Origin of the sequence: Komagataeibacter sp. SM21 (assembly GCF_041402665.1) — a bacterium.
Lineage (GTDB): Bacteria > Pseudomonadota > Alphaproteobacteria > Acetobacterales > Acetobacteraceae > Komagataeibacter > Komagataeibacter saccharivorans.
On sequence record NZ_JBGLOV010000011.1, the window covers coordinates 39,209 to 61,003 of the forward strand.

18 protein-coding genes are annotated in these 21,795 nt (G+C 63.3%); 11 read left to right on the forward strand and 7 right to left on the reverse strand.

The annotated features are described in order from the left end of the window. Positions 1-6: 6 nt before the first annotated feature. Genes ACBR42_RS11555 through ACBR42_RS11580 form a run of 6 tightly spaced genes read left to right on the forward strand, consistent with a single transcriptional unit; the run spans position 7 to position 7,856 of the window. On the forward strand, positions 7-483 hold the full coding sequence (locus ACBR42_RS11555) for a (2Fe-2S)-binding protein (protein WP_132303693.1): 477 nt from the start codon (positions 7-9) through the stop codon (positions 481-483). Further along, positions 480-4,082 (forward strand): molybdopterin cofactor-binding domain-containing protein, encoded by a 3,603-nt coding sequence (locus tag ACBR42_RS11560; protein WP_371208121.1) that lies wholly within the window; start codon positions 480-482, stop codon positions 4,080-4,082. The genes ACBR42_RS11555 and ACBR42_RS11560 overlap by 4 nt, the downstream gene beginning before the upstream one ends. Continuing rightward, complete coding sequence (locus ACBR42_RS11565; RefSeq protein WP_371208122.1) at positions 4,082-5,389, forward strand: uracil-xanthine permease family protein; 1,308 nt, start codon at positions 4,082-4,084, stop codon at positions 5,387-5,389. Before ACBR42_RS11560 ends, ACBR42_RS11565 begins: the two co-directional genes overlap by 1 nt. Further along, positions 5,376-6,416, forward strand: a complete 1,041-nt coding sequence (locus tag ACBR42_RS11570; protein ID WP_102324003.1) for a 2,5-dihydroxypyridine 5,6-dioxygenase — start codon at positions 5,376-5,378, stop codon at positions 6,414-6,416. Before ACBR42_RS11565 ends, ACBR42_RS11570 begins: the two co-directional genes overlap by 14 nt. Next, the gene (locus tag ACBR42_RS11575) at positions 6,413-7,048 is read left to right on the forward strand and encodes an isochorismatase family protein (protein ID WP_102324002.1); all 636 of its coding nucleotides are present in this window, start codon (positions 6,413-6,415) and stop codon (positions 7,046-7,048) included. Before ACBR42_RS11570 ends, ACBR42_RS11575 begins: the two co-directional genes overlap by 4 nt. A gap of 19 nt (positions 7,049-7,067) precedes the next feature. Then, on the forward strand, positions 7,068-7,856 hold the full coding sequence (locus ACBR42_RS11580) for an alpha/beta fold hydrolase (protein WP_371208123.1): 789 nt from the start codon (positions 7,068-7,070) through the stop codon (positions 7,854-7,856). Between the two features lie 55 nt (positions 7,857-7,911). Here ACBR42_RS11580 and ACBR42_RS11585 read toward each other — a convergent pair whose 3' ends face one another. The 4 genes from ACBR42_RS11585 to ACBR42_RS11600 are packed head-to-tail and all read right to left on the reverse strand — an operon-like array spanning position 7,912 to position 11,917. Continuing rightward, entirely contained in the window at positions 7,912-8,892 is a 981-nt protein-coding gene (locus ACBR42_RS11585; RefSeq protein ID WP_371208124.1) for an ABC transporter ATP-binding protein, read from the reverse strand. Next, positions 8,889-9,935, reverse strand: coding sequence for an ABC transporter ATP-binding protein (locus ACBR42_RS11590; protein WP_371208125.1), 1,047 nt, complete (start codon positions 9,933-9,935; stop codon positions 8,889-8,891). Before ACBR42_RS11590 ends, ACBR42_RS11585 begins: the two co-directional genes overlap by 4 nt. Further along, on the reverse strand, positions 9,925-10,899 hold the full coding sequence (locus tag ACBR42_RS11595) for an ABC transporter permease (protein ID WP_371208160.1): 975 nt from the start codon (positions 10,897-10,899) through the stop codon (positions 9,925-9,927). Before ACBR42_RS11595 ends, ACBR42_RS11590 begins: the two co-directional genes overlap by 11 nt. A gap of 13 nt (positions 10,900-10,912) precedes the next feature. Beyond that, entirely contained in the window at positions 10,913-11,917 is a 1,005-nt protein-coding gene (locus ACBR42_RS11600; RefSeq protein ID WP_371208126.1) for an ABC transporter permease, read from the reverse strand. A gap of 355 nt (positions 11,918-12,272) precedes the next feature. Here ACBR42_RS11600 and ACBR42_RS11605 point away from each other — a divergent pair, with 355 nt between their 5' ends. Beyond that, positions 12,273-12,689: a hypothetical protein gene (locus tag ACBR42_RS11605; RefSeq protein WP_162900502.1), complete on the forward strand. Its 417-nt coding sequence runs from the start codon at positions 12,273-12,275 to the stop codon at positions 12,687-12,689. A gap of 88 nt (positions 12,690-12,777) precedes the next feature. Here the strand turns inward: ACBR42_RS11605 and ACBR42_RS11610 are convergent, their stop codons facing one another. From ACBR42_RS11610 to ACBR42_RS11620, 3 genes are all read right to left on the reverse strand, one after another. Further along, on the reverse strand, positions 12,778-13,458 hold the full coding sequence (locus ACBR42_RS11610; RefSeq protein ID WP_102323997.1) for a GntR family transcriptional regulator: 681 nt from the start codon (positions 13,456-13,458) through the stop codon (positions 12,778-12,780). Positions 13,459-13,503: 45 nt separating this feature from the next. Further along, positions 13,504-14,502: a 4-hydroxyproline epimerase gene (locus tag ACBR42_RS11615; protein WP_102323996.1), complete on the reverse strand. Its 999-nt coding sequence runs from the start codon at positions 14,500-14,502 to the stop codon at positions 13,504-13,506. A 127-nt stretch (positions 14,503-14,629) separates the two neighbouring features. Then, positions 14,630-15,523, reverse strand: coding sequence for a dihydrodipicolinate synthase family protein (locus ACBR42_RS11620; protein WP_118963429.1), 894 nt, complete (start codon positions 15,521-15,523; stop codon positions 14,630-14,632). A gap of 75 nt (positions 15,524-15,598) precedes the next feature. On the opposite strand from ACBR42_RS11620, the gene ACBR42_RS11625 reads away from it, so the two are divergent. The 4 genes from ACBR42_RS11625 to ACBR42_RS11640 all read left to right on the forward strand — a co-directional run bounded on the left by ACBR42_RS11625 (position 15,599) and on the right by ACBR42_RS11640 (position 21,792). Then, a complete protein-coding gene (locus ACBR42_RS11625; RefSeq protein WP_371208127.1) occupies positions 15,599-16,906 on the forward strand; it encodes an NAD(P)/FAD-dependent oxidoreductase in 1,308 nt (435 codons plus the stop codon). Further along, a complete protein-coding gene (locus ACBR42_RS11630; protein ID WP_371208128.1) occupies positions 16,903-18,480 on the forward strand; it encodes an aldehyde dehydrogenase (NADP(+)) in 1,578 nt (525 codons plus the stop codon). Before ACBR42_RS11625 ends, ACBR42_RS11630 begins: the two co-directional genes overlap by 4 nt. Before the next feature lie 77 nt (positions 18,481-18,557). Further along, the gene (locus ACBR42_RS11635) at positions 18,558-20,183 is read left to right on the forward strand and encodes an APC family permease (protein WP_371208129.1); all 1,626 of its coding nucleotides are present in this window, start codon (positions 18,558-18,560) and stop codon (positions 20,181-20,183) included. A 322-nt stretch (positions 20,184-20,505) separates the two neighbouring features. After that, the gene (locus ACBR42_RS11640; RefSeq protein ID WP_371208130.1) at positions 20,506-21,792 is read left to right on the forward strand and encodes an NAD(P)/FAD-dependent oxidoreductase; all 1,287 of its coding nucleotides are present in this window, start codon (positions 20,506-20,508) and stop codon (positions 21,790-21,792) included. Positions 21,793-21,795 lie beyond the last annotated feature (3 nt).

Sequence of the window (21,795 nt, forward strand, 5' to 3'; positions counted from 1 at the left end):
GACTGCATGGCGGTCAGCTTCTTTCTGACAGTCAACGGCCACCGCCACGAAGTGACGGCGGCGGCCGATACGCCACTGCTTACGGTGCTGCGTAACGATCTGGGGCTGAATGGTCCCAAATATGGTTGCGGGCTGGGGGAGTGTGGCGCCTGTACGGTCCTGCTGGATGGCAGGGCCGCAAGAAGCTGCGTCATGCGTGTCGATACGGCATCGCGTTACGCCATCACAACACTTGAAGGACTGGCGCAGGACGGGCCTGATCCCGTCCAGCAGGCCTTCGTTACCGCGCAGGCCGCCCAGTGTGGCTATTGCCTCAATGGCATGGTCATGACGCTACGCGCCTTTCTCAACACCACGCCCAATCCGGATGAACGCGCACTGAAGGAAGCGTTGCGTTACAATTTGTGCCGCTGCGGCACGCATGTCGAAATCATGCGGGCCGCCCGGATCGCCGCCGGGCTGGAAGGCGAGGGGACTGCATGACCCGCGCAACGGTACAGGATGCGGGTTCCCTGCGCATCTACCGCGCGGCCCTGCCCCCAAAAGGTCTGGCGGCGCGTGGCGAGTTTATTGCCCGCGATGAAACGCTGGTGCAGGTGGATGCCGACAACACGGTCCGGGCATTCTGTGGCCATGTCGATCTGGGGACCGGCATTGCGACCTCGCTTGCCCAGATCATTGCGGAGGAACTCGACGCCCGGCCAGCGCAGGTCCGTATGGTGCTGGGCCATACCGATGAGACCCCGGATCAGGGGGCGACCATCGCCAGTGAGACCATTCAGGTCACATCCATCCCCCTGCGCCGGGCCGCGGCACAGGCGCGACTTGTGCTATTGCAGCGCGCGGCGCAACTGACCCAGCGCCCGGTGGAGGATCTTTCGATCCGTGATGGCGTGGTGATGTGCGAGCCGTCGCTCGCCCGCGGGCCGCTCACGCTGGGGGACCTTGTGGCCGGCGTGGATATCCGCGCATTGCTGGATGAGACGGTTACGGTCAAGAAACCGTCCGAATATCGCATTGTCGGCTCTGAAATGCCGCGCGTGGATATCCCCGACAAGGTCACGGGCCGTGCGGTTTATGTACACGATGTGCGCGTGGACGGCATGCTGCATGCGCGCGTGATACGCCCACCCTATAACGGCTACGACCATGGCCCGTATGTGGCCCGTTCGCTGCTGTCGGTGGACCGGGCTTCGGTGGCGGACGTGCCGGGACTGGTGGATGTTGTCGTTACCGGGGATTTCGTGGGTGTTGTTGCCGAGCGGGAGGAACAGGCGATCGAGGCCGCCCGGCGGCTGAAAGTCGAATGGGCGCCGCTTTCGCTGCCCGACCTGTCCGACCCGGCGGAAGCCATCGGGCACAATCCCTTCACCCCCCGCGTGGTGCTGGACCGGGGGGCGGTGGACGACAGGCTTGAAAACCTCGCCCACCGTCTGGACCGGGAATATTACTGGCCGTACCAGATGCATGGCTCGATCGGGCCGTCATGCTCGGTCGCGGACTGGCAGGACGGCCAGCTGACAGTCTGGTCGGGCACGCAGAACCCCCACATGCTGCGCGCCGATCTTGCGCTGCTCATGGGCATGTCCATTGCCGATATCCGCGTCATCCGTCACGAAGCCGCAGGCTGCTACGGTCGAAACTGCGCCGATGACGTGGGTGGTGACGCAGCCCTGCTTGCCCGCGCGGTGGGGCGGCCCGTGCGCGTGCAGCTATCGCGCGAACAGGAACATGTGTGGGAACCCAAGGGGGCGGCCCAGCTTATCCGGGTGCGTGGTGGCCTTGATACGCAGGGCAGTCCGGTCGCGTATGATCTGGATACCAGCTACCCGTCCAATGTCTCGCCGCTTCTGGCGCTGGTCCTGACGGGCGTGGTCCCGGCGGAAATCCCCGCCGTGGCGCAGATGGGGGACCGGACATCCATCCCGCCATATGACTATCCGAACGCGCGTGTAACCGTAAAGGATATGCCACCCATCGCGCGGGCATCGTGGTTCCGTGGCGTATCGGCCATGCCCAACAGCTTCGCCCATGACAGCTATATAGATGAGCTGGCGGCGCAGGCCGGTGTTGATCCGGTTGAATACCGCCTGCGTCACCTGCCTGATACACGGGCGGCGGAACTGCTGAAGGCAACAGCGGACAGGGCGGGATGGACGCCGCGCACCAGCCCGGTTTCCCCCGACCTGTCGGCGCGCGTCCTGCGCGGGCGTGGCGCGGCCTATGCCCAGTACGTGCATGGCACATTCCCCGGCATGCCCGCCGCATGGTCGGCATGGATCGCGGATGTGGAAGTGGACCGCCAGACGGGCGTGGTCAGCGTCACCCGGGCCGTGGTGGGGCAGGATGCGGGGCTTATGGTCAATCCTGCCGGTGTGCGCCACCAGCTTCATGGCAATGTGATCCAGTCCACCAGCCGCACCCTGACCGAGGAAGTGCGTTTTGACGCACAGGGCGTGGAAAGTCGGGAATGGGGCGGTTACCCGCTGATAACCTTCCCCGAACTGCCGGATATCGAGCCGGTGCTGATGAAGCGTGATGACCAGCCGCCCATGGGGGCAGGTGAATCCAGCTCCGTGCCCAGTGCGGCGGCAATCGCCAACGCGCTGTATGATGCAACCGGCGTCCGCTTTCGTGATGTGCCCTTCACCCCGGAAAAGGTGAAGGCCCGGCTGGATGAGGCACTGGGACCATTCGATCCCGCGCCCGTGGCCCCGTACGTTCCATTGGCTGTTAGCGGGGCTGCGCCCCAGCCCGCCATGGCGCGCAACACATGGCGCAACCGGCTGCGCGTGGGCGGCTTCGCCCTTGCATTCGCAACCGTGGGCGGGGCGCTTGCCACGCTATCGCCATGGCGGGCGGCCATCGCGCCGGTTGAGCCACCCGATCCCGGCCTGTTTTCCGCGTCCGCCATCGCCCGTGGTGCGCAGGTTGCGGCGGCTGGCGACTGCGCTGTGTGCCATACCGCGCCGGGCGGGGTGACCAATGCAGGCGGTTTCGCGCTCGATACCCCGTTTGGTGTCATTTATACCACCAACCTGACCCCGGACCCGGAAACGGGCATCGGGCGATGGTCGTATGAAGCCTTCGCCCGCGCGATGCGCCACGGCATAAGTCGTGACGGGCACCATCTCTACCCTGCCTTTCCCTATACCGCCTTCGCAAAGACCAGCGAGAGTGACATGCAGGCGCTGTATGCCTATCTCATGGCACAGAAGCCGGTCCGCAACGCGCCGCCCGAAACCCGGCTGAAGTTCCCGTATAACCTGCGCTTTACGCTGGCGGGGTGGAACGCCATGTTCCACGATCCGGCCCCGTTCACCCCGGACCCGGCCCGTTCCGTGCAATGGAACAGGGGCGCCTATCTGGTCGAAGGGCTGGGACACTGTTCGGCCTGCCATACTCCACGCAATGCCATGGGGGCGGAAAGCTGGCGGAAAAGCTACCTTGCAGGCGGTGAGGCGGAAGGGTGGAGCGCGCCCCCCCTGTCGGCCCTGTCATCTTCCCCCCTGCCGTGGAGCGAGGATGACCTGTACGCCTATCTGCGCACGGGCTACAGCCGCAATCATGGCCCCGCCGGTGGGCCGATGGCTCCCGTCGTACATGCGATGTCCGCCCTGCCGGACGAGGATGTGCGGGCCATGGCCCATTATGTGGCGTCGTTTGACACCCGCACGGCGGCGGAGCCTGTCAGCCAGCGGCGTGAGGATGTGATACAGGGCGCGCGCGAACGCCAGACGCTGGTGCGTGGTGAAGGCAGCCGCATATATCAGGGGGCCTGTGCCGCCTGTCATGAAGGCGAAGCGGCCCATCTGTTTGGCGCGCGCCCGCAACTGGCGCTGAACAGCAATATCTGGGCTGACAGTCCCGACAACCTGATCCGCATCCTGATGGATGGCGTATCCGCCCCGGTCCATCAGGCTGAAACCGTCATGCCCGCCTATCGCAACCTGCTGTCTGACCGGCAGATGGCGGAACTCATCACCTATCTGCGCGATACGATTGCGGCGGGCAGGCCGGAATGGCAAGGGCTGGAAGCAAAGATCGCCCATATCCGCGCCGAAACCGCCGGGGCGCGCTAATGGCGGGCTGGTTTCCTGCATGGCGTCGCGCGGCGCATCACGATCGGGTCGGACCGGACGAACATCCCGGCGCGTTCCAGACCGTCCTGCTTGGCGGGCAGCATGTGCTGGCCATGACCGGATCAACCGTTATCGGGCCGCTGCTTATGGGGTTTGACCCGAATGTGGCCGTTCTGTTTTCCGGTATTGGCACGCTGGTGTTCTTCGTGGTTACGGTAGGCCGCGTGCCTTCCTACCTTGGGTCCAGTTTTTCGTTCATCGCGCTGGTCGTGGCACTGACCGGTTATTCCGGCCACGGCCCCAACCCCGATGTGGCACTTGCCTGTGGTGGCATCTTTGCAGCCGGAGCCACCTATGCCGCCATTGGCGTGCTGGTCGGCCTGACGGGTACGGGCTGGGTCGAACGGCTTATGCCACCTTCCGTGACCGGGGCGATCGGGGCGGCGATCGGGCTTAACCTTGCCCCCGTTGCGGTGCGTGGGGTCGGCCATGGCGGGGCAGGGACGGCATGCGGCATGTTTGCGCTGCTCTGTGTCGTTCTGATGGCAGGGTATGGCACGGTCTTCGTGCGGCGTATCTCGATCCTGCTGTCCCTTGTCTGTGCCACCTTGGTCTATGCCGTCGTGGCGAACGGACTGCATCTGGCCGCCCCGCTAGATTTTTCCGTGTTGCGGGATGCGCCGTTCCTTGGTCTGCCCCATGTCATCGCGCCACGCTTTTCCGCGCATGCGGCTATATTGCTGGCCCCGGTGGCGCTGGTGCTGGTTGCCGAAAACCTTGGTCACCTGAAGGCGATCGGGGCGATTACCGGCCACTCGCTGGACACCATGACGGGCCGTGCCTTTGTGGGGGACGGGCTGGCGACCATGCTGGCTGCCTCCTTCGGTGGAACAGGGGTCACCACCTATGTTGAAAATATCGGGGTGATGACGCTGTCACGGGTCTATTCCACCCTGACATTCGCCGTGGCGGGGTGTTTTGCGATCCTGCTTGGTTTTTCGCCATTTTTCGGCGCGCTGCTGCGTATGATACCGGATGCGGTGCTGAGTGGTCTCGCCTTGGGGCTGCTGGGTCTGATCGCCGCGACCATGGTGCGTATCTGGATCGAAAACCGGGTCGATTTTACCGATCCCGCCACACTTTTTCCCGTTGGCGTCTGTCTGGTCGCCGGGGCGGGGGACCTGACCATTACCGTGGGCGGCGTGACCCTTGGCGGCATTGCCACGGCAACCATTGCGGCGGTTGGTCTTAACCAGATTCTTTCATTCAGAACAGGAGCGAGGGAGGACCCCCATGCCCGTAAGTGACTTTGAACTCATCCAGTCCTGGCGACAGGTTCTTGAACTCTCCGGCCTGCAGGCGGGGCAGTCCGTCGCGCTGCTGACCGCGCAGGGCACGAATGAACAGACCCTGCGCTGCGCCATCATCGCCGTGCAGGAGAAGGGGGCCATCGCCAACCGGCTTGACCTGCAGCCGGTCAATGGCGGTACGTCGCTGTCGCGTGATCCGCTGGCCTTCGTGGGGACCACGCCGCTTACGAACAACCGCGCGGCGGTCGAAATGCTCAAGGCCAGCGATCTGGTGCTTGACCTCATGACGCTGCTGTTTTCGGCTGAACAGCATGAAATCCTTGCCGCAGGCGGTCGTATTCTTCTGGCGGTCGAGCCGCCCGAAGTGCTGGTCCGCATGACGCCAACGGCGCAGGACCGTGAACAGGTTCTGGCCGCATCGAAAAAGCTTCAGGCCGCAAAACAGATGCGCGTCACGTCACAGGCCGGGACGGACGCCACCTTCGCGCTGGGTGATTACCCGATGCTGGAAGAATACGGCTTCGTGGACAGGCCGGGCCGGTGGGACCACTGGCCCAGCGGTTTTCTGGCCACATGGTCCAATGAAGGGTCGGCGGAAGGGCGGATCGTGCTCGCGCCCGGTGACATCCTGCTGCCGCAGAAAAGCTACCTGACCGCACCGATCACCTGTCACCTTGAAAAGGGGTTTGTCCGCGCGATCGAAGGCGGGTTCGAGGCCGATCACCTGCGCGATTACATGGACAGCTTCAACGATCCCGAAGTCTACGCCGTGTCCCATATCGGCTGGGGCCTGCAGAAACGCGCACATTGGGCCGTCATGGGTTTTTATGACCGGGAGGCCAGCATTGGCATGGACCCGCGTGCCTGCGCGGGCAATTTCCTGTGGTCTACCGGGCCGAATAATGAAGCCGGCGGCACGCGCGACACCGCCTGCCATATCGACATTCCCATGCGTGGCTGCACGGTCATGCTGGATGGCGTGCCGGTCGTGAAGGACGGAAAACTTGTGGAGGACGCGCAATGACCCCTGACACCAGCCGCGACGAGGACCGTTATCGCAAGCAGGGTTTCGGAAACGAAATGGGCATGGTGGGCCGCATCGGCCTGCTGATCATCGATTTCGTCAACGGTTTTGCCGACCCGGAAGCCTTCGGCGGTGGCAACATACCTCAGGCGATCGATCGCACCCGCATCCTTCTGGCCCATGCGCGGCGTCTGGGGTGGAAGGTGGCCCATACCCGCATCGTGTTTGCTGATGACGGGTCGGATGCGAATATCTTCTCGCTCAAGGTGCCGACCATGCTGGGGCTGACGGAAACCAGCCCGGCCTCCGCCATTGTGCCGGAACTGGCGCCGGTGCCGGGGGAATATGTGGTCCGCAAGACTTCACCTTCGGCCTTTGCCGGGACACCACTTGCCGCGTGGCTGGTGTCGCACGGGATACAGACGCTGGTGGTGGCTGGGTGTGTCACGTCGGGCTGTGTGCGCGCCAGCGTGCTGGATGCCATGCAGAACGGCTTCCGGCCCATCATCATTTCGGATTGCGTGGGGGATCGTGCGATTGGCCCGCATGAGGCCAACCTGTTCGACATGGCGCAGAAATGCGGGGACGTGATCGACCTCGACACGCTTCTGTCCCGCCTGCCCAACGCATAGCATTCAAAAGGGAGTTTTCATGACTGATACACGCCTGCTTTACGGTGCCAACGTCCACGCCAACGGCATCCGCCAGCACTACCTGCGTTATGGTGGTAAGGGCACGCCGCTGGTTCTGGTTCCCGGCATCACCAGCCCCGCCATTACATGGGGTTTCGTGGCTGAAAGCCTTGCGGAAAAATACGATGTCTATGTGCTGGACGTGCGCGGTCGTGGCCTTTCGGCGACCGGTCCGGACCTTGATTATGATCTGGACAGCTATGCCGCCGATGTCCGGGGACTGATTGACGCGCTTGGCCTGTCCGATGTGACCCTTCTGGGACATTCGATGGGCGCGCGCATCGCCATTCGTGCCGCGCGGCATAATGATACGTCTCTTGCACGGCTTGTGCTGGTTGATCCGCCGGTCAGCGGGCCGGGCCGCCGTGCCTACCCCGCCAGACTGGAATGGTATACGGACTCGATCCGCCTATCCCGGCTGGGTATGAGTGCGCAGGACATGCGCCGTTTCTGCCCGACATGGACGGATGAGCAGCTTGAACTGCGCGCGGAATGGCTTCACACCTGTGATGAACTGGCCACGCGCATCACGTTCGAGAAATTCCATACCGAGGACATCCATCAGGATATTCCCCACCTGAAGGTGCCGACGCGCCTTGTTGTCGCAACCCGTGGTGGCGTCATTCAGGCCGAGGACGAGGCGGAAATCAAAACCCTTAATCCCGCCATGGAAATCGTTCATGTAGCGGATGCGGGTCACATGATCCCGTGGGATAACCTTCCGGGCTTTATCGAAGCCGTTATCTGATGCAGGCGATGCCGGGACATGCAACTGCATGTTCCGGCGCGGTCGCAGGAAGCTGTCATTCCGATAAAAGCGGAAAATGACAGGCCGCTTCATGGCCCGGTCGGACCGGTCGCAGGCGGGGTTCCTCACTCCGGCAGCGATCGCGCGCATGGGGGCAGCGGGTATGAAAGCGGCAGCCATCGGGGCGCGAGATCGGGCTTGGTACATCCCCGCGCAGGGGGATCGCCCTGTCCCCGCCCACAACAGGGCACGGGATCGCGGCGGTCAGGGCGGCGGTATAGGGATGGGCCGGATGATGCAGGACACTGTCGGTTTCCCCCAGTTCTACAACCGCGCCCAGATACATGACCGCCACGCGATCTGAAATCTGACGCACTACGGCCAGATCATGCGCCACGAACACATAGGTCAGCCCCAGTTGCGCCTGCAGGTCGGCAAACAGGTTGACGATCTGCGCCTGCACTGACACATCCAGCGCCGAAACCGGCTCATCCGCCACGATCAGCCGTGGCGAAAGGGCAAGTGCGCGGGCGATATTGATGCGCTGGCGCTGGCCCCCCGAAAATTCATGGGCATACCGGTCCAGTGCCGCAGGTGGCAGCCCGACAAGATTCATGAGCTCATGCAGTCTGTCCGCTATGACCGTGGCAGAGCGCCTGCGTCCATCGGCGTCCCGATGCACGCGCAGGGGTTCGGCCAGTAGATCGCCAATACGGCGGCGCGGGTTGAGCGATGCGTTGGAATCCTGAAATACCATCTGCATGCGTGGGCGTAGCGGGCGCAGGCTGCGTTCGCCCATCGTGGTTATATCGCGCCCTTCAAACAGGATCTGGCCCGATGACACGTCCGTAAGACGCAGCATGCAGCGCCCCAGCGTGGATTTTCCACATCCTGATTCCCCCACCAGACCCAGCATTTCCCCCGGCATGACCGATAGGGAAACGCCATCAACCGCTTTCAGGCTCTCACCATGCGCCAGCCGGTAGGTCTTGTGCAGGTCGCGTATCGCCAGCAGGGGGGTAACGGGCAGCGTCATGGACCTCTCCCCATCATTTCCCCGGTGGTCAGGGTGGATGACATCCGTGGTGGCAGGGGATGACCTTCGGCGGGCAGAACACAGGCGGCCTCCTGCCCCGGCGAAACGGCAAACAGCGGCGGCGGCGCGATCCGGCAGCTTTCATGCACATAGTTACAGCGCGGGCCAAAGGCGCAGCCCGGCGGACGGTCCTGTGGGGCAGGCGGCACACCGGCAATGGCGGGCAGGCGGTGCGGGCGGGAGCCATACAGGGGCGGGATTGAAGCCAGAAGGGCCGCTGTATAGGGGTGGCCGGGGGCACTGAATACGTCGGCAGTCGGCCCGGTTTCCGCAACGCGACCGGAATAGAGGACAAGCGTGGTGTCGCAGGTCTGGGCCACCACGCCCATGTCGTGCGTAATCAGCAATACGGACGATCCATGCGTGGCGCGCAGTGAGCGGATCAGGTCAAGGATCTGGGCCTGCACGGTCACATCCAGCGCGGTGGTCGGCTCATCGGCGATCAGCAGCGTGGGATTGCATGACAGCGCCATGGCGATCATCGCGCGCTGACGCAGGCCGCCCGAAAGCTGGTGGGGATAACGCTGGGCCGTCCGCTCCGGGTCGGGCACGCCCATGTCACCCAGCAGGCGGATGGTGCGCGCCCGTGCCTGTCGGCGGGAAACCCGTTCATGCGCACGGATCTGTTCATCAATCTGCCAGCCGATGGTGTAGACCGGTGTAAAGGCTGTCATCGGGTCCTGAAAGATCATGGCAATGTCGCGCCCGCGTAACTGGCGGAGGTGTTTTTGCGGCATGCCCACCAGTTCACGCCCCCGGAAGCGTGCCGACCCGCTGACCTGCACGCCCGGCATGTCGATCAGACCCATAAGCGCCATGACGGTAACCGACTTGCCAGATCCGGATTCCCCTACCAGCCCCAGTATTTCCGCTTCATGCAGGGTAAAGCTGACATGTTCCACAATCGGGATCATGCGCCCGCGTGCGGGAAAGCTTACGCACAGGTCGCGGACCACCAGCAGCGGATGGGCGTTACCGGTCATTGCGCACCCTTGGGTCCAGGAACAGGTAGAGCATGTCCACCACCATATTGGCCAGTACCACGAAAATGGCGGAATACATGACGGTGGCCATAATGACCGGCAGGTCCAGCGTGGTCAGGGCGCGATAGGTCAGCCTGCCTACGCCCGGCAGGCCGAACACCACTTCCGTCAGCAGCGCGCCGCCACCCGCAAGCTGTGCGAAATCCAGCCCGAACAGGGAAACGAAGGTAATCATTGCGGTACGCAGTCCATGGCGCAGGAATATGCGCGCAGGTGACAGGCCCTTGGCGCGGGCGGTGCGCATGAAATCCTCGCCTTCCAGCGCGACCAGATCGGAACGCAGCACGCGGCTGTAAATCCCGATGAACATGACCGCCAGTACGATCCACGGAATGACCAGCCCACGGCACCATTCCCACGGGTTTTGCGAAAAAGGCGTATAGCCAAGCCCCGGCACCCACGAAAACAGCCATGTGTCATGATAGCGGGCCTGCGTTATCAGGTTGGCGACCTGTCCCAGCCAGAATACGGGTATGGAAATGCCGATCATCCCCAGCATCATAAGCCCGCGGTCCACCGCGGTATTTTTCATGGCGGCGGCCAATGTGCCCATCACGATCGAAACCGTAACCCAGATGAAAGCCGCCCCGCAGACCAGACAGGCCGTGACCGGAGCCGCCTGCATGATTTCGGGCACCACCAGTTCACCCCGATCAGTGTAGGAAGCCAGATCGCGCGTAACGAACAGCTTTTTCATCATGGTCACGTATTGTACGGGCAGCGGGCGGTCAAAGCCGTATTCCGCGCGGACTTTTTCCATGATCTGGGGCGATGCGTTGCGCCCGGCGATGCGCGCGGTGGGATCGACGCCCGGCGTTGCAAAAAAGACCATGAATACCAGAACCGATACGCCAAACAGCACGAAAGCCGTCTGTCCCGCGCGGCGCAGCAGGGCCATGGTCATCAGGCGCGCTCCGTCATGCCGACCGCCGCGCGGCGTCGCGCACGTCCAGCGCATCACGCAGTCCGTCGCCAAGGATATTGAGCGCCAGCACCACGCCTGCAATGGCCACACCGGGCGCAACGCAAACCATGGGGCGGGTATAGATCAGTCCTTCCCCATCCTGAATGATGGTGCCCCATGATGCGGCGGGCGCCTGCACCCCCAGCGACAGGAAGGACAGCGCGCTTTCCGCCAGCAGGGCCAGCGCCATGAGCAGCGGCCCCATCATGACCAGCGTGGTGGTCAGGTTGGGCAGGATGTCGCGTAGCATGATACGCCATCCCGGCACGCCCAGACAGCGCGCCGCCATCACGAATTCGGCCTGTCGCAGGGCCAGGACCCGCCCGCGTATGGGGCGCGCGGCATAAGGCACGTAAACCAGCGCGATGATGACGATGGGAACAAGCAGGTTGTCCGCGCCGATTTCAAACGGGCCGAGACGTATGTGCTGACTGACCATGACGATGGATAGCGATATGGCGAACAGATAGACCGGCACGGCCCACATGATGTCCAGCACGCGCGATATGACCATGTCGACAACGCCGCCACAGAAACCGGCGGCAATACCCGCCGTCCCCGCCAGCAGCAGACACAGCAGCGCCGCCGAGGCCGAAATCAGCAGCGAATTGCGCCCCCCGTACAGCAGTCGCGCCGCAAGGTCGCGCCCCTGACTGTCCGCTCCCAGCAGGTAGGTCGTCCGCCATGTCGGGCCGATGGGGCTGAGGCCGAGGTGAAGCGGATTGTCATTGGGCTGCATGATATCAACCGGCTGGCCGTCAAACGAAATGCTGCCCGCAACGTTGGAAGTGAACGGGTCTGTCCGGGCCACGACATGGGCGTAAAGCGGGGCCAGAAGGCAGCCCAGCGTAATGAGCGCCAGCACCGCCAGCGCCATCATGGCCGACCGGTTGCGCGCCAGTATCCGTATGGCCTGCTTCCATGGGCCGGGAGACGTGGGACGGGAAGGGGAGGTCATGGTCTGCTGGTACCCGGACACGTGGAAACACGGCGGAACCCGCCACGCGGGTATGCCATGGCTGGATTATATCACTGTTGGATCAAGGATAAGAGACGCCGCGACCATTTTTAACGCAGTCGCCCGACGCAACCGTCAGGGGAATGTTAACACTGTTTCCGGCAAGGTACAGGGCCCCGTCTGCCGGAATGCCCTGCAGGTCCGTAACGGTCGGTGCTTCAGGCGACAGGTGCCGCGATCATGCCTGTTGCATGCTCAGGGTATGGTTCTGAAACAGTTATGTGACAATCCGCCATTGTTTTGTCGTGGTGTGGCATGAGACTACCTTAACATGATGAGTAGGACGATGAAGCACATGAAATCGTTGACAACAGCCCTGATGGCTCTGGCTCTCGCGGCGTCCCCCGTGACCGTTCTGTCATGCGCGCATGCGCAGGGACATGGTGGCGGTGGTGGACCGGGCGGCGGTGGCCATGGTGGTGGCGGACCCGGTGGCGGTGGACCTGGCGGCGGCGGGTTTGGCCATGGTGGCGGTCCGGGCGGCGGTGGTCCCGGTGGCGGTGGATGGCATGGCGGGGGCGGCGACGGATACCGTGGCGGCTGGGGCGGTCGCGGCGGCGGATACTGGGGCGGCGGCTGGGGTGGTGCCTATCCTTACCCCTATTATGGTTACGGCTATCCCGGCTACGGCTACTACGGATATGGCTATCCCGGATATTACGGGTATCCGTATGGCGGGTATGTTGGCGGATGGGGCTGGGGCGGCTGGTAAACCCCTGATTTTCAGGGGCGGGAGACGGATGGCCGTCTCCCGCTACCGGCTGCTTTCGACCATCGTGGCGACAGCATGCGACAGGGGGCTATCTGCGCCCTGTCACCGCAGGCAGTTCATGCCGCAGGTCATCGTGCGTTTCCTGTATATGATCGCGCACCAGTTTCAGCAGCGTCTTGTGCTCGCCTGTCAGCCATGCTTCCAGAATTTCCTCATGCTGGCAGTTCGCCCGTTCCGGGCGGCCCTGCGGACCGAGATGGAAGCGGACATACCGGTCGGCAATGACGTTCAGCCGTTCGATCATGGTATAGGTCAGGTTGCCGGCACCCGGGCGGATCAGCGCCATGTGGAAGGCGCGGTTGCATTCCCCCCAGTCCGCATTGTCCGAAACGCCGCAATCGCGCAGCGCCTCGAACGCCCTGCGTGCCGTGGCATGGTCGGCTGGCCCGGCTTCGCGGCTGCCCGCTACGGTCGCGGTGGGTTCAAGCTGACGACGCAGGTGGAAGACCTCGTCCGCTTCCTCGGCACTCAGCGTATTGACCATGAAGCCGCGATTGGCCTGTGAGCGGACAAGCCCGTCCTGCTCCAGCCGGGCAAGCGCCTCCCGCAGGGGGATCTTGCTGATTCCCAGTTCTGTCGCGATCGTATCCTGACGGATCGGTTCGCCTTCTTCCAGCACCCCTTGCAGGATACGGTCCCGGATCAGGTAATAGAGCTGATCCGCAATGGTCCGTATGTTGAGGGATGGTCTGTTATGTAAGCTGCCCATGGTGATGGGGCCTTTATAACAAGAGACAGAACGGGGCAATCACTATCACACGACCTGAAAACCGGCATGGAAGACATCTTCCCTGTCGATCCAGATTGTATTGAACCCGGTTGAAATGGCTGACCCGGTAATCAGCGGAATGATGGCGGGCTGGTCGCCTGCCATGGTCTCACGTTCGATGCGGCCCGTAAACCGGCTGTGGATATAACTTTCGTGGATGAAGGGCTGGTCGGGCCTGACAATACCCTTGTGCCACAGATGCGCCAGCCGCGCCGATGTGCCTGTGCCGCAGGGGCTGCGGTCGATTGCCTTGTCGCCATAGAATACGGCGTTACGACCCTGTACCGCAGGATTTTCGCCCGGTTCCGCCCACAGGACGTGGCTTACCCCCGCTATGCGCGGGTCCAGCGGATGGACGGGCGTATATGCCTTGCGCACAAGATCGCGGATGATGGGGCTGAGTTCGAGGATACGTCGTGCGCCCAGATCATCAAGGCTGCGGTAATTCCCCTGCGGTTCGACAATGGCGTAGAAATTGCCACCATAGGCAACATCGACCGTAAGTGGGCCAAAACCCGGCACGTCGATGGAAATGCCGGTCTTTGCCACCCATGCCGGAACATTGCGGATGGTGACGGAGGTCACGCGGCTGCCTTCGGTGGTATAGGCGATTTCGATTATGCCAGCCGGGACTTCCAGCCGCAGCCGCCCGTCCTCACGGGGCTGGAGCAGGCCGTTTTCCAGCGCGAATGTCACCATGCCGATCGTACCATGACCGCACATGGGCAGGCAGCCACTGGTTTCGATGAACAGGATGCCACCATCCGTATCGGGCTGGGTGGGGGGATACAGGAACCCGCCGGACATCATGTCGTGCCCGCGCGGTTCAAAACACAGCCCCGTGCGTATCCAGTCAAAACGGGTCAGGAAATCCTGACGCCGTTCGCTCATGCTCGCACCACGCAGCAGGGGCGCGCCACCGGCGACAAGGCGTACGGGATTGCCCGCCGTATGACCATCGATACAGAAAAACGTATGACGCATCGTTATTCCCCTGCTGCACGGGCCCAGATGGCGTGATCAGTAGGCTTCAGTTCCCTATGCCACTGCGTGCCTGCGACTGACGCAAAGGGGCGGGCACGCAGCAGCCGTGTCGGTACGATCGCTGTTTTCAGCGGGCGCAGGGGCGGGTTGCGGCGGCTTTTTCCACCATGGCCGTCACTTCCGCGCGGCGCGCGCCTTCCAGCGGCAGGCGGGGCATGCGTACGCGTTCATTGCCACGTCCCATGATCTGTTCGGACAGCTTGATCGACTGCACCAGATCATGTTCCGCATCCAGATGCAGCAGCGGCATGAACCAGCGATAGATTTCGCGTGCGCGCTCGATATTGCCCTTCTGCAGGGATTCGACCAGTTCGACCGATTCCTGCGGGAAGGCGCTGGTCAGGCCCGAAATCCAGCCTGCCGCACCCAGCAGAAGCCCTTCAAACGCAACATCGTCCAGACCGGCCATCATGATGAAGCGGTCACCGAATTCATTGACCACATCCGTATAACGGCGCGTGTCGGCGGAGCTTTCCTTCAGTGCGACAACGCTTTCCACATCCGTCAGCTCACGCAGCACATCCATGCTGATGTTCACGCGATAGGCGGTGGGGTTATTGTACAGCATGATCGGCAGGTCGGACGCGGCGGCTACGGCCTTCAGATGCGTGACCAGTTCACGTTCCTTGGGCACATATACCATGGCGGGCAGCACCATCAGGGCGTCCGCCCCGATGCGGGCGGCATCGGCTGCAAATTTTACGGCGCGTGGCGTGGTCAGCTCGGACACGCCAACAATGACCGGCACGCGGCCTTTCGCCGTTTCGCATGCGGCTTCGAGTACCTTCAGCTTCTCATCGGGTTCTAGCGAGTTGTTCTCGCCACAGGTTCCCATGATCGTCAGGCCGTGAACGCCGTCCTCGATCAGGTTGTCCAGCACCTTCTGTGTCGCGGCGAAGTCGATCGACAGATCCTCGGCGAACTGTGTGGTCGCCGCAGGAAAAACACCCGTCCACTGCATGGAAACTCTCCTATTGATTCCGCTATCGTTTCGTCTATCGTATACTAAATGATTTGAAAAGGACGAAAACGGCCCATGATCCCGAAATCCGGTCACGCTCCGTCCGCCGTGGTGGTCGGGGGTGGTGTTGTCGGCCTGGCCTGCGCCCTGCGCCTGCGCGACCGTGGATTTACGGTGCGTGTCCTGAATGACGGTACGCCTCGTGATGCGGCTTCGTGGGGCAATGCGGGACATATCGCCACGGAACAGGTCATGCCGCTGGCCACCCCCCATATGCTGCTGTCCGCGCCCCGGCGCATGTTCGCGCTGACCGGCGGGGCGCTGGATATCGGATGGCGCTATCCGGGAACATGGCTGCCGTGGTGCGCGCGCTACCTGCGCGCCAGCATGCCCGCAACGGCACGGCGGGGGCAGGCGGCGCTACGGGCCGTGCTGGCGCGTTCCCTGCCGGCATGGCGGCGGATGGTGGCCGATATTCACGCGGGCGACCTGCTGCTTGAACATGGCCATCTCATGCTGTGGCGCGGCCCGGCGGACCCTGCGCCTGCCATGCGTAGTGTCCTGCGTGCGGATATGGGCAGCGCCACGGCCCGCCCGATGGATGCTGCGGAACTGGATGCGCTGGTCCCGCTGCTGGGTCATGCGCCACGCGGCGGGCTGGTTTTTTCGGGCACCGCGCAGGTCAGTTCGCCCGGCATGGTGCTGGAAACCCTGCGTCAGCGCCTGTCCGCCGATGCAGGATGCGAACTGCTGGATTGCCGCGTGGCCGAAGTCGTATCGACCCCATCTGGCCCCGTGACCCGTCTGGCGGACGGGACATGTCTTGCATCTGATGTGGTGGTGATGGCCGCAGGCGTGGGCACGCGCGGTCTGGTGCGCGGATGGACGCTGCCCCTGATCGCCGAGCGCGGGTATTCCATTGAATGGGATCACGGCGGGGCGGCCACGGTACCGCCGATGGTTTTTGCCGATCACTCCTTCATCGTTTCGCGTTTTGGCGACCGTATGCGGGCGTCCACATTCGTCGAATTCACGCGGGTCGATGCGCCGCCAGACCCACGGAAATGGCGGTATCTGGAAGAACGGGTGCGCGGGGCCGGCCTGCCGGTCCATTCCGCGTTTTCACGCTGGGTCGGCTGCAGGCCCACACTGCCCGATTACCTGCCCGCCATCGGCCCCATACCGGGCATGCCGGGGGTGATTGCCGCATGCGGGCACCAGCATCTGGGGCTGACGCTGGCGCCCCTTACGGGGGAACTGGTGGCGGGCGTGGCGGTGGGCGCGCCGGTTGCCGACCTGCTTGCCCCGTTCCGGCCCGATCGCTTCCATTCGTGGATGCGGGCGGCAACCACCAGAAACATAAACGGAGAAAACAGACCATGACATTGACAGGCACATTGCTGATTGGTGCGCGTGACGTTACGGCGGGGACGCATTTTCTGGCGGTCAACCCCGCAACGGGCGAACAGATGGAACCGGCTTTCGCCTGCGCAACACAGGCGGACGTGGATGCCGCCTGCCGTCTGGCGCAACAGGCATTCGATCCGTATCGCGCCCTGTCCTTTGCCGACCGTGCCGCCTTTCTGGAAAAAATCGCCCTTTGCCTGATCGAGGATACGGACGCGATCGTCGCGCGCGCCGGATTGGAAACGGCGCTGCCCGAAGGGCGGCTGAAAGGGGAAATGGGGCGCACCGTCGGACAACTGCGCCTGTTTGCGACACTGGTGCGGCAGGGTGAATGGTCGGAGCCACGTATCGACCCCGCCATGCCGCAGCGTACGCCCATGCCGCGCGCTGACCTGCGCCAGCGCCATATTGGCGTGGGGCCGGTTGCCGTATTCGGGGCCAGCAACTTCCCGCTCGCCTTCTCGGTTGCCGGGGGGGATACCGTGTCCGCGCTGGCGGCGGGATGTCCGGTCGTGTGCCGTGCCCATCCCGCCCATCCGGGCACGGGGGAACTGGTGGGGCGGGCCATCCGCCGCGCGGTTGCGGCCTGTGGCCTGCCAGAAGGCGTATTTTCGCTGCTTGGTGGGTCAGGGCACGAAGTGGGTGGATGGCTGGTGCAGCATCCGGCCATCATGGCAGTCGGGTTCACCGGGTCATATGCCGGGGGCATGGCCATCTCCGCACTGGCGGCGAAGCGGGCCGTGCCCATCCCGGTCTTTGCGGAAATGGGGAGCATCAACCCCGTTTATCTGTGCCCGCAGGCGTTTGCTGCCCGGACGGATACGCTGGCGTCCGCTTTTGTGAATTCCCTGACCATGGGGGTGGGGCAGTTCTGCACCAATCCCGGCATCGTCATTGCACCGGCAGGGGACGTGTTTGAGGAGTTCGTGCGCCTTGCCGCGACCGCCATCGCCATGCGGGATGCCGGCACCATGCTGACCGGCGGTATCTGCACCGCCTATGGGCAGGGCGTTTCGACCCTGAGTGCGTGCGACGGTGTGACGCTGGTGGGACAGGGGCAGGAAGCGGCCCGGCCCAACTGCGCCCGTGCGGCCCTGTTCCGCACCACGGCGGCGGATTTCATGCGCGATCCGGCCATGCGGCATGAAATTTTCGGTCCGGTCTCGCTTCTTGTTTCCTATTCCAGCGAAGCCGAACTGCATGCCCTGACGGAAAGCCTGGAAGGCCAGCTTACCATCACGTTGCAGATGGATGATGGCGACATGGCCCACGCCCGCGGGCTGCTGCCAATATTCGAGCGCAAGGCGGGCCGTATTCTGGTCAATGCGTGGCCAACGGGGGTGGAGGTCTGTCATGCCATGGTTCATGGCGGCCCGTTCCCCGCAACAACGGATGCACGGACCACATCGGTCGGCACCGGCGCGATCAGCCGCTTCCTGCGCCCCGTCTGTTATCAGGACCTGCCTGATGCGCTGCTGCCGCCCGAACTGGCTTACGACAATCCACTGGGTCTGAGCCGTCTGGTTGATGGAACCATGCAGACCCGCTGATCCCCGCTAACCCACCGGCATGGCGCGGATGACAGGACGCGCCATGCGACGACCCTTATTCATCAAGGAGGCACGTCATGGCCCAGTCGCCACCGGCATTCAATCGTTCGCTTTCCCTCCTTGACCTCACGATGCTGGGGTTCGGGGCGGTTTTCGGTTCCGGCTGGCTGTTCGCGGCCTCGCACGTGGCGGCCATCGCGGGGCCTGCCAGCATCCTGTCATGGTTCGCGGGCGGGTTTGCGGTCCTGCTTCTGGGGCTGGTTTATTGTGAACTGGCCGCCGCCCTGCCCGAAGCGGGGGGCATGATCCGCTATCCCGCCTATGCCCACGGGCCGCTGCTGGGGGCGCTGCTGGGGTTCATTACCGTCATTGCCTATTCCAGCCTTATTTCCATCGAAATCATTGCCGCACGCCAGTATGCGGGATCGTGGATTCCGGGGCTGACGGCCAATAGTGCGGGGGATGCGACCCTGCTGGGCTGGGGTGTGCAGTTCGTGGTGCTTGTGGGGATGCTGCGGCTTAATATTTCCGGCGTCAAAACCTTTGCCCTGTTCAACAATATCATTACGGTTTTCAAATTCATCGTGCCGGTGATGGTGACGGTCATGCTGCTTGTGCACATGCATCCGGGCAATTTCACTGCATGGGGGTTCGCGCCATTCGGTCGGCAGAGCGTGGAAGCCGCCGTGTCGGTTGGCGGCATCATTTTCGCCTATCTGGGCCTTACCCCCATCATCGCGGTAGCGAGCGAGGTCCGTAACCCCCAGCGCACCATTCCCATCGCCCTGACCCTGTCGATCTTTCTGGCCACGCTGGTCTATGTGCTGCTGCAGGTGGCCTTTATCGGCTGTGTTCCCGCCGACATGCTGACGGCAAAGGGATGGGCAGGCATTGATCGCGTGCTGCCGCTACCCTTTCACGACATAGTCATCGCGCTGGGGCTGGGGTGGCTGGCCACCGCCGTTGTGATCGACGCGGTTGTCTCGCCCAGCGGGACGGGAAACATCTACATGGGTTCGACGGCGCGCATCATCTATGCCTGGTCGCGTTCGGGAACGTTCCTGCCGTGGTTTGGAAAGCTCGATACCCGTCATGGCGTGCCCCGTCGCGCCACTTTCCTGACATTCGGGCTGTGCATTTTCTGGATGCTGCCCTTTCCATCGTGGGAGGCGCTGATCGGGGTGGTCTCCTCCGCCCTTATCATGAGCTACGCCTTCGCCCCGGTGGCGGCCGCCGCGCTGCGTCGCTCGGCCCCGGATCTGACACGTCCCTTCCGCGTATCGTATATCCGCGTGCTAGGCCCGGTTTCATTCATGATTGCGAGCCTGATCGTATTCTGGTCCGGATGGCATACGCTTTCGTGGCTGCTGGCCGTGCAGCTTGCGTTCGGGGTCATCTTTCTGGCCGTGCAGGGCGCGCGTGATATGGACGCCATGCGTGAAAACCTGCGTAGCAGCGCATGGGTGCTGGCCTACTTCGCGGGCATGCTGGTGCTGTCGGCCTGCGGGTCGCTGGGCGGATACAGCCTGCTGGCGCACCCATTTGACGATGTGGTGGTGGCTATTTTCTCCGGCCTGATTTTCGTATGGGGCGAACGCGCCGCGTATCGGGACATGCAGCTTCCTGCGTCCAGCCTGCCGCCGGTGGGAACGGTGATGGACCCGGATGTGGTTATCGCAAACGAGCCTGTCATTTCCACCTAGCCGGGGTGGAAAAGGGCAAGATGGTTCATTCCTTGTAATGGGGCCGGGAATGACGGCATCCCGCGTATGGCACGGCGCGCAGGTGATCCGTTCCTTATGTGCGTGTGTAATGAGCTATGGACATCACACCGCGGCAGACAGCGGTTCACCATGGAATGGCAGTCCAGGTCATTCCATATTGGAATGACCGCAGTTGCGATTATCGCTTGCACCTGACGCAGGCTGACTGAAAATGACAGTAACGGATGCAGAACGGGTTTTGCCCCGATGCGTCGGGACAGGTTCCGCCGCAAGGCTGTTCACCGAGTGAGAGAAGACGCGTATGAAAAATGATCCGCGTAGCCATGGCCTGTGGGAAAAGTCAGCCCCACCGGCCCCGCCCACTACCCCCCTGCGGGGGCATGTTGATGTTGATGTCGCCATTGTAGGTGCTGGTTATACCGGCCTGTCGGCGGCGCTGCATCTGGCTGAACAGGGGCGTGATGTCGCCGTGCTGGAAGCCGAGGAAATCGGTTTTGGCGGATCGGGCCGCAATGTCGGCCTGGTCAATGCGGGACTTTGGGTCATGCCCAACTACCTGCTGACCACGCTGGGCCACGAGATGGGTCATCGCGTGCTGGACCTGCTGGGCAATGGTCCCAGCCTGGTGTTCGACCTGATCGCCAGACATAATATCGAGTGCGAAGCCGAGCAGACGGGCACCCTGCACTGTGCGGTTGGCAAAAGCGGGCTGGAAGCCCTGCGTGAACGCGAATGCCAGTGGCAGGCCGTGGGCGCGCCGGTTCACCTGCTGGAACGCGAGGAAGCCATCGCCCATATCGGCAGCACGGCATTCAGCGGCGCGCTGGTGGATGATCGCGCGGGTACGGTCCAGCCGCTTGCCTATGCACGCGGACTTGCCGCCGCCGCCATCAGGGCGGGTGCCGCCGTTCATACCGGCACCGCCGTCAACGCGGCGCAGCGGGCAGGGGAATGGTGGCATCTGGGCACGGCAGGTGGTGGTTCGGTCCGGGCACGCTGGGTTATCGTGGCCACCAATGCCTACACCACCACCATGTGGCCGGAACTGCGTTCGGAAATCGTCAATCTGCCCTATTTCAATTTCGCGACCCGACCGCTTTCGCCTGATCTGCTCAAAACCATCCTGCCATACAGGCAGGGAGCCTGGGATACGCAGAAGATCCTGACATCCTTCCGTCTGGATCAGGCAGGGCGCATGATTGTCGGCAGCATCGGCGCGCTGGACAAGGTGGGGGAGCCGGTCCATCACGCATGGGCACGCCGGGCGCTGGGGCGGATCTATCCGCAACTGAAGGATGCGGTTTTCGAGACCGAATGGTATGGCAATATCGGCATGACCACCGATGCGCTGCCCCGTTTTCATAAGCTTGCGCCCAACGTGCTGTCCATCAGCGGGTATAACGGGCGCGGGATTTCACCGGGCACGGTGTTTGGCAGGACACTGGCGCAACTGATCTGTGGCCAGATCGGGATTGCGGACATGCCGCTGCCCCTGACCCGGCCCCAGGCCGTTTCCGCCACCGCCGCGCGGGAGGCATTCTACAGCTTTGGTTCAATTGCCAGCCACGCTGCTGGCGCCCGGTTCTAGAGC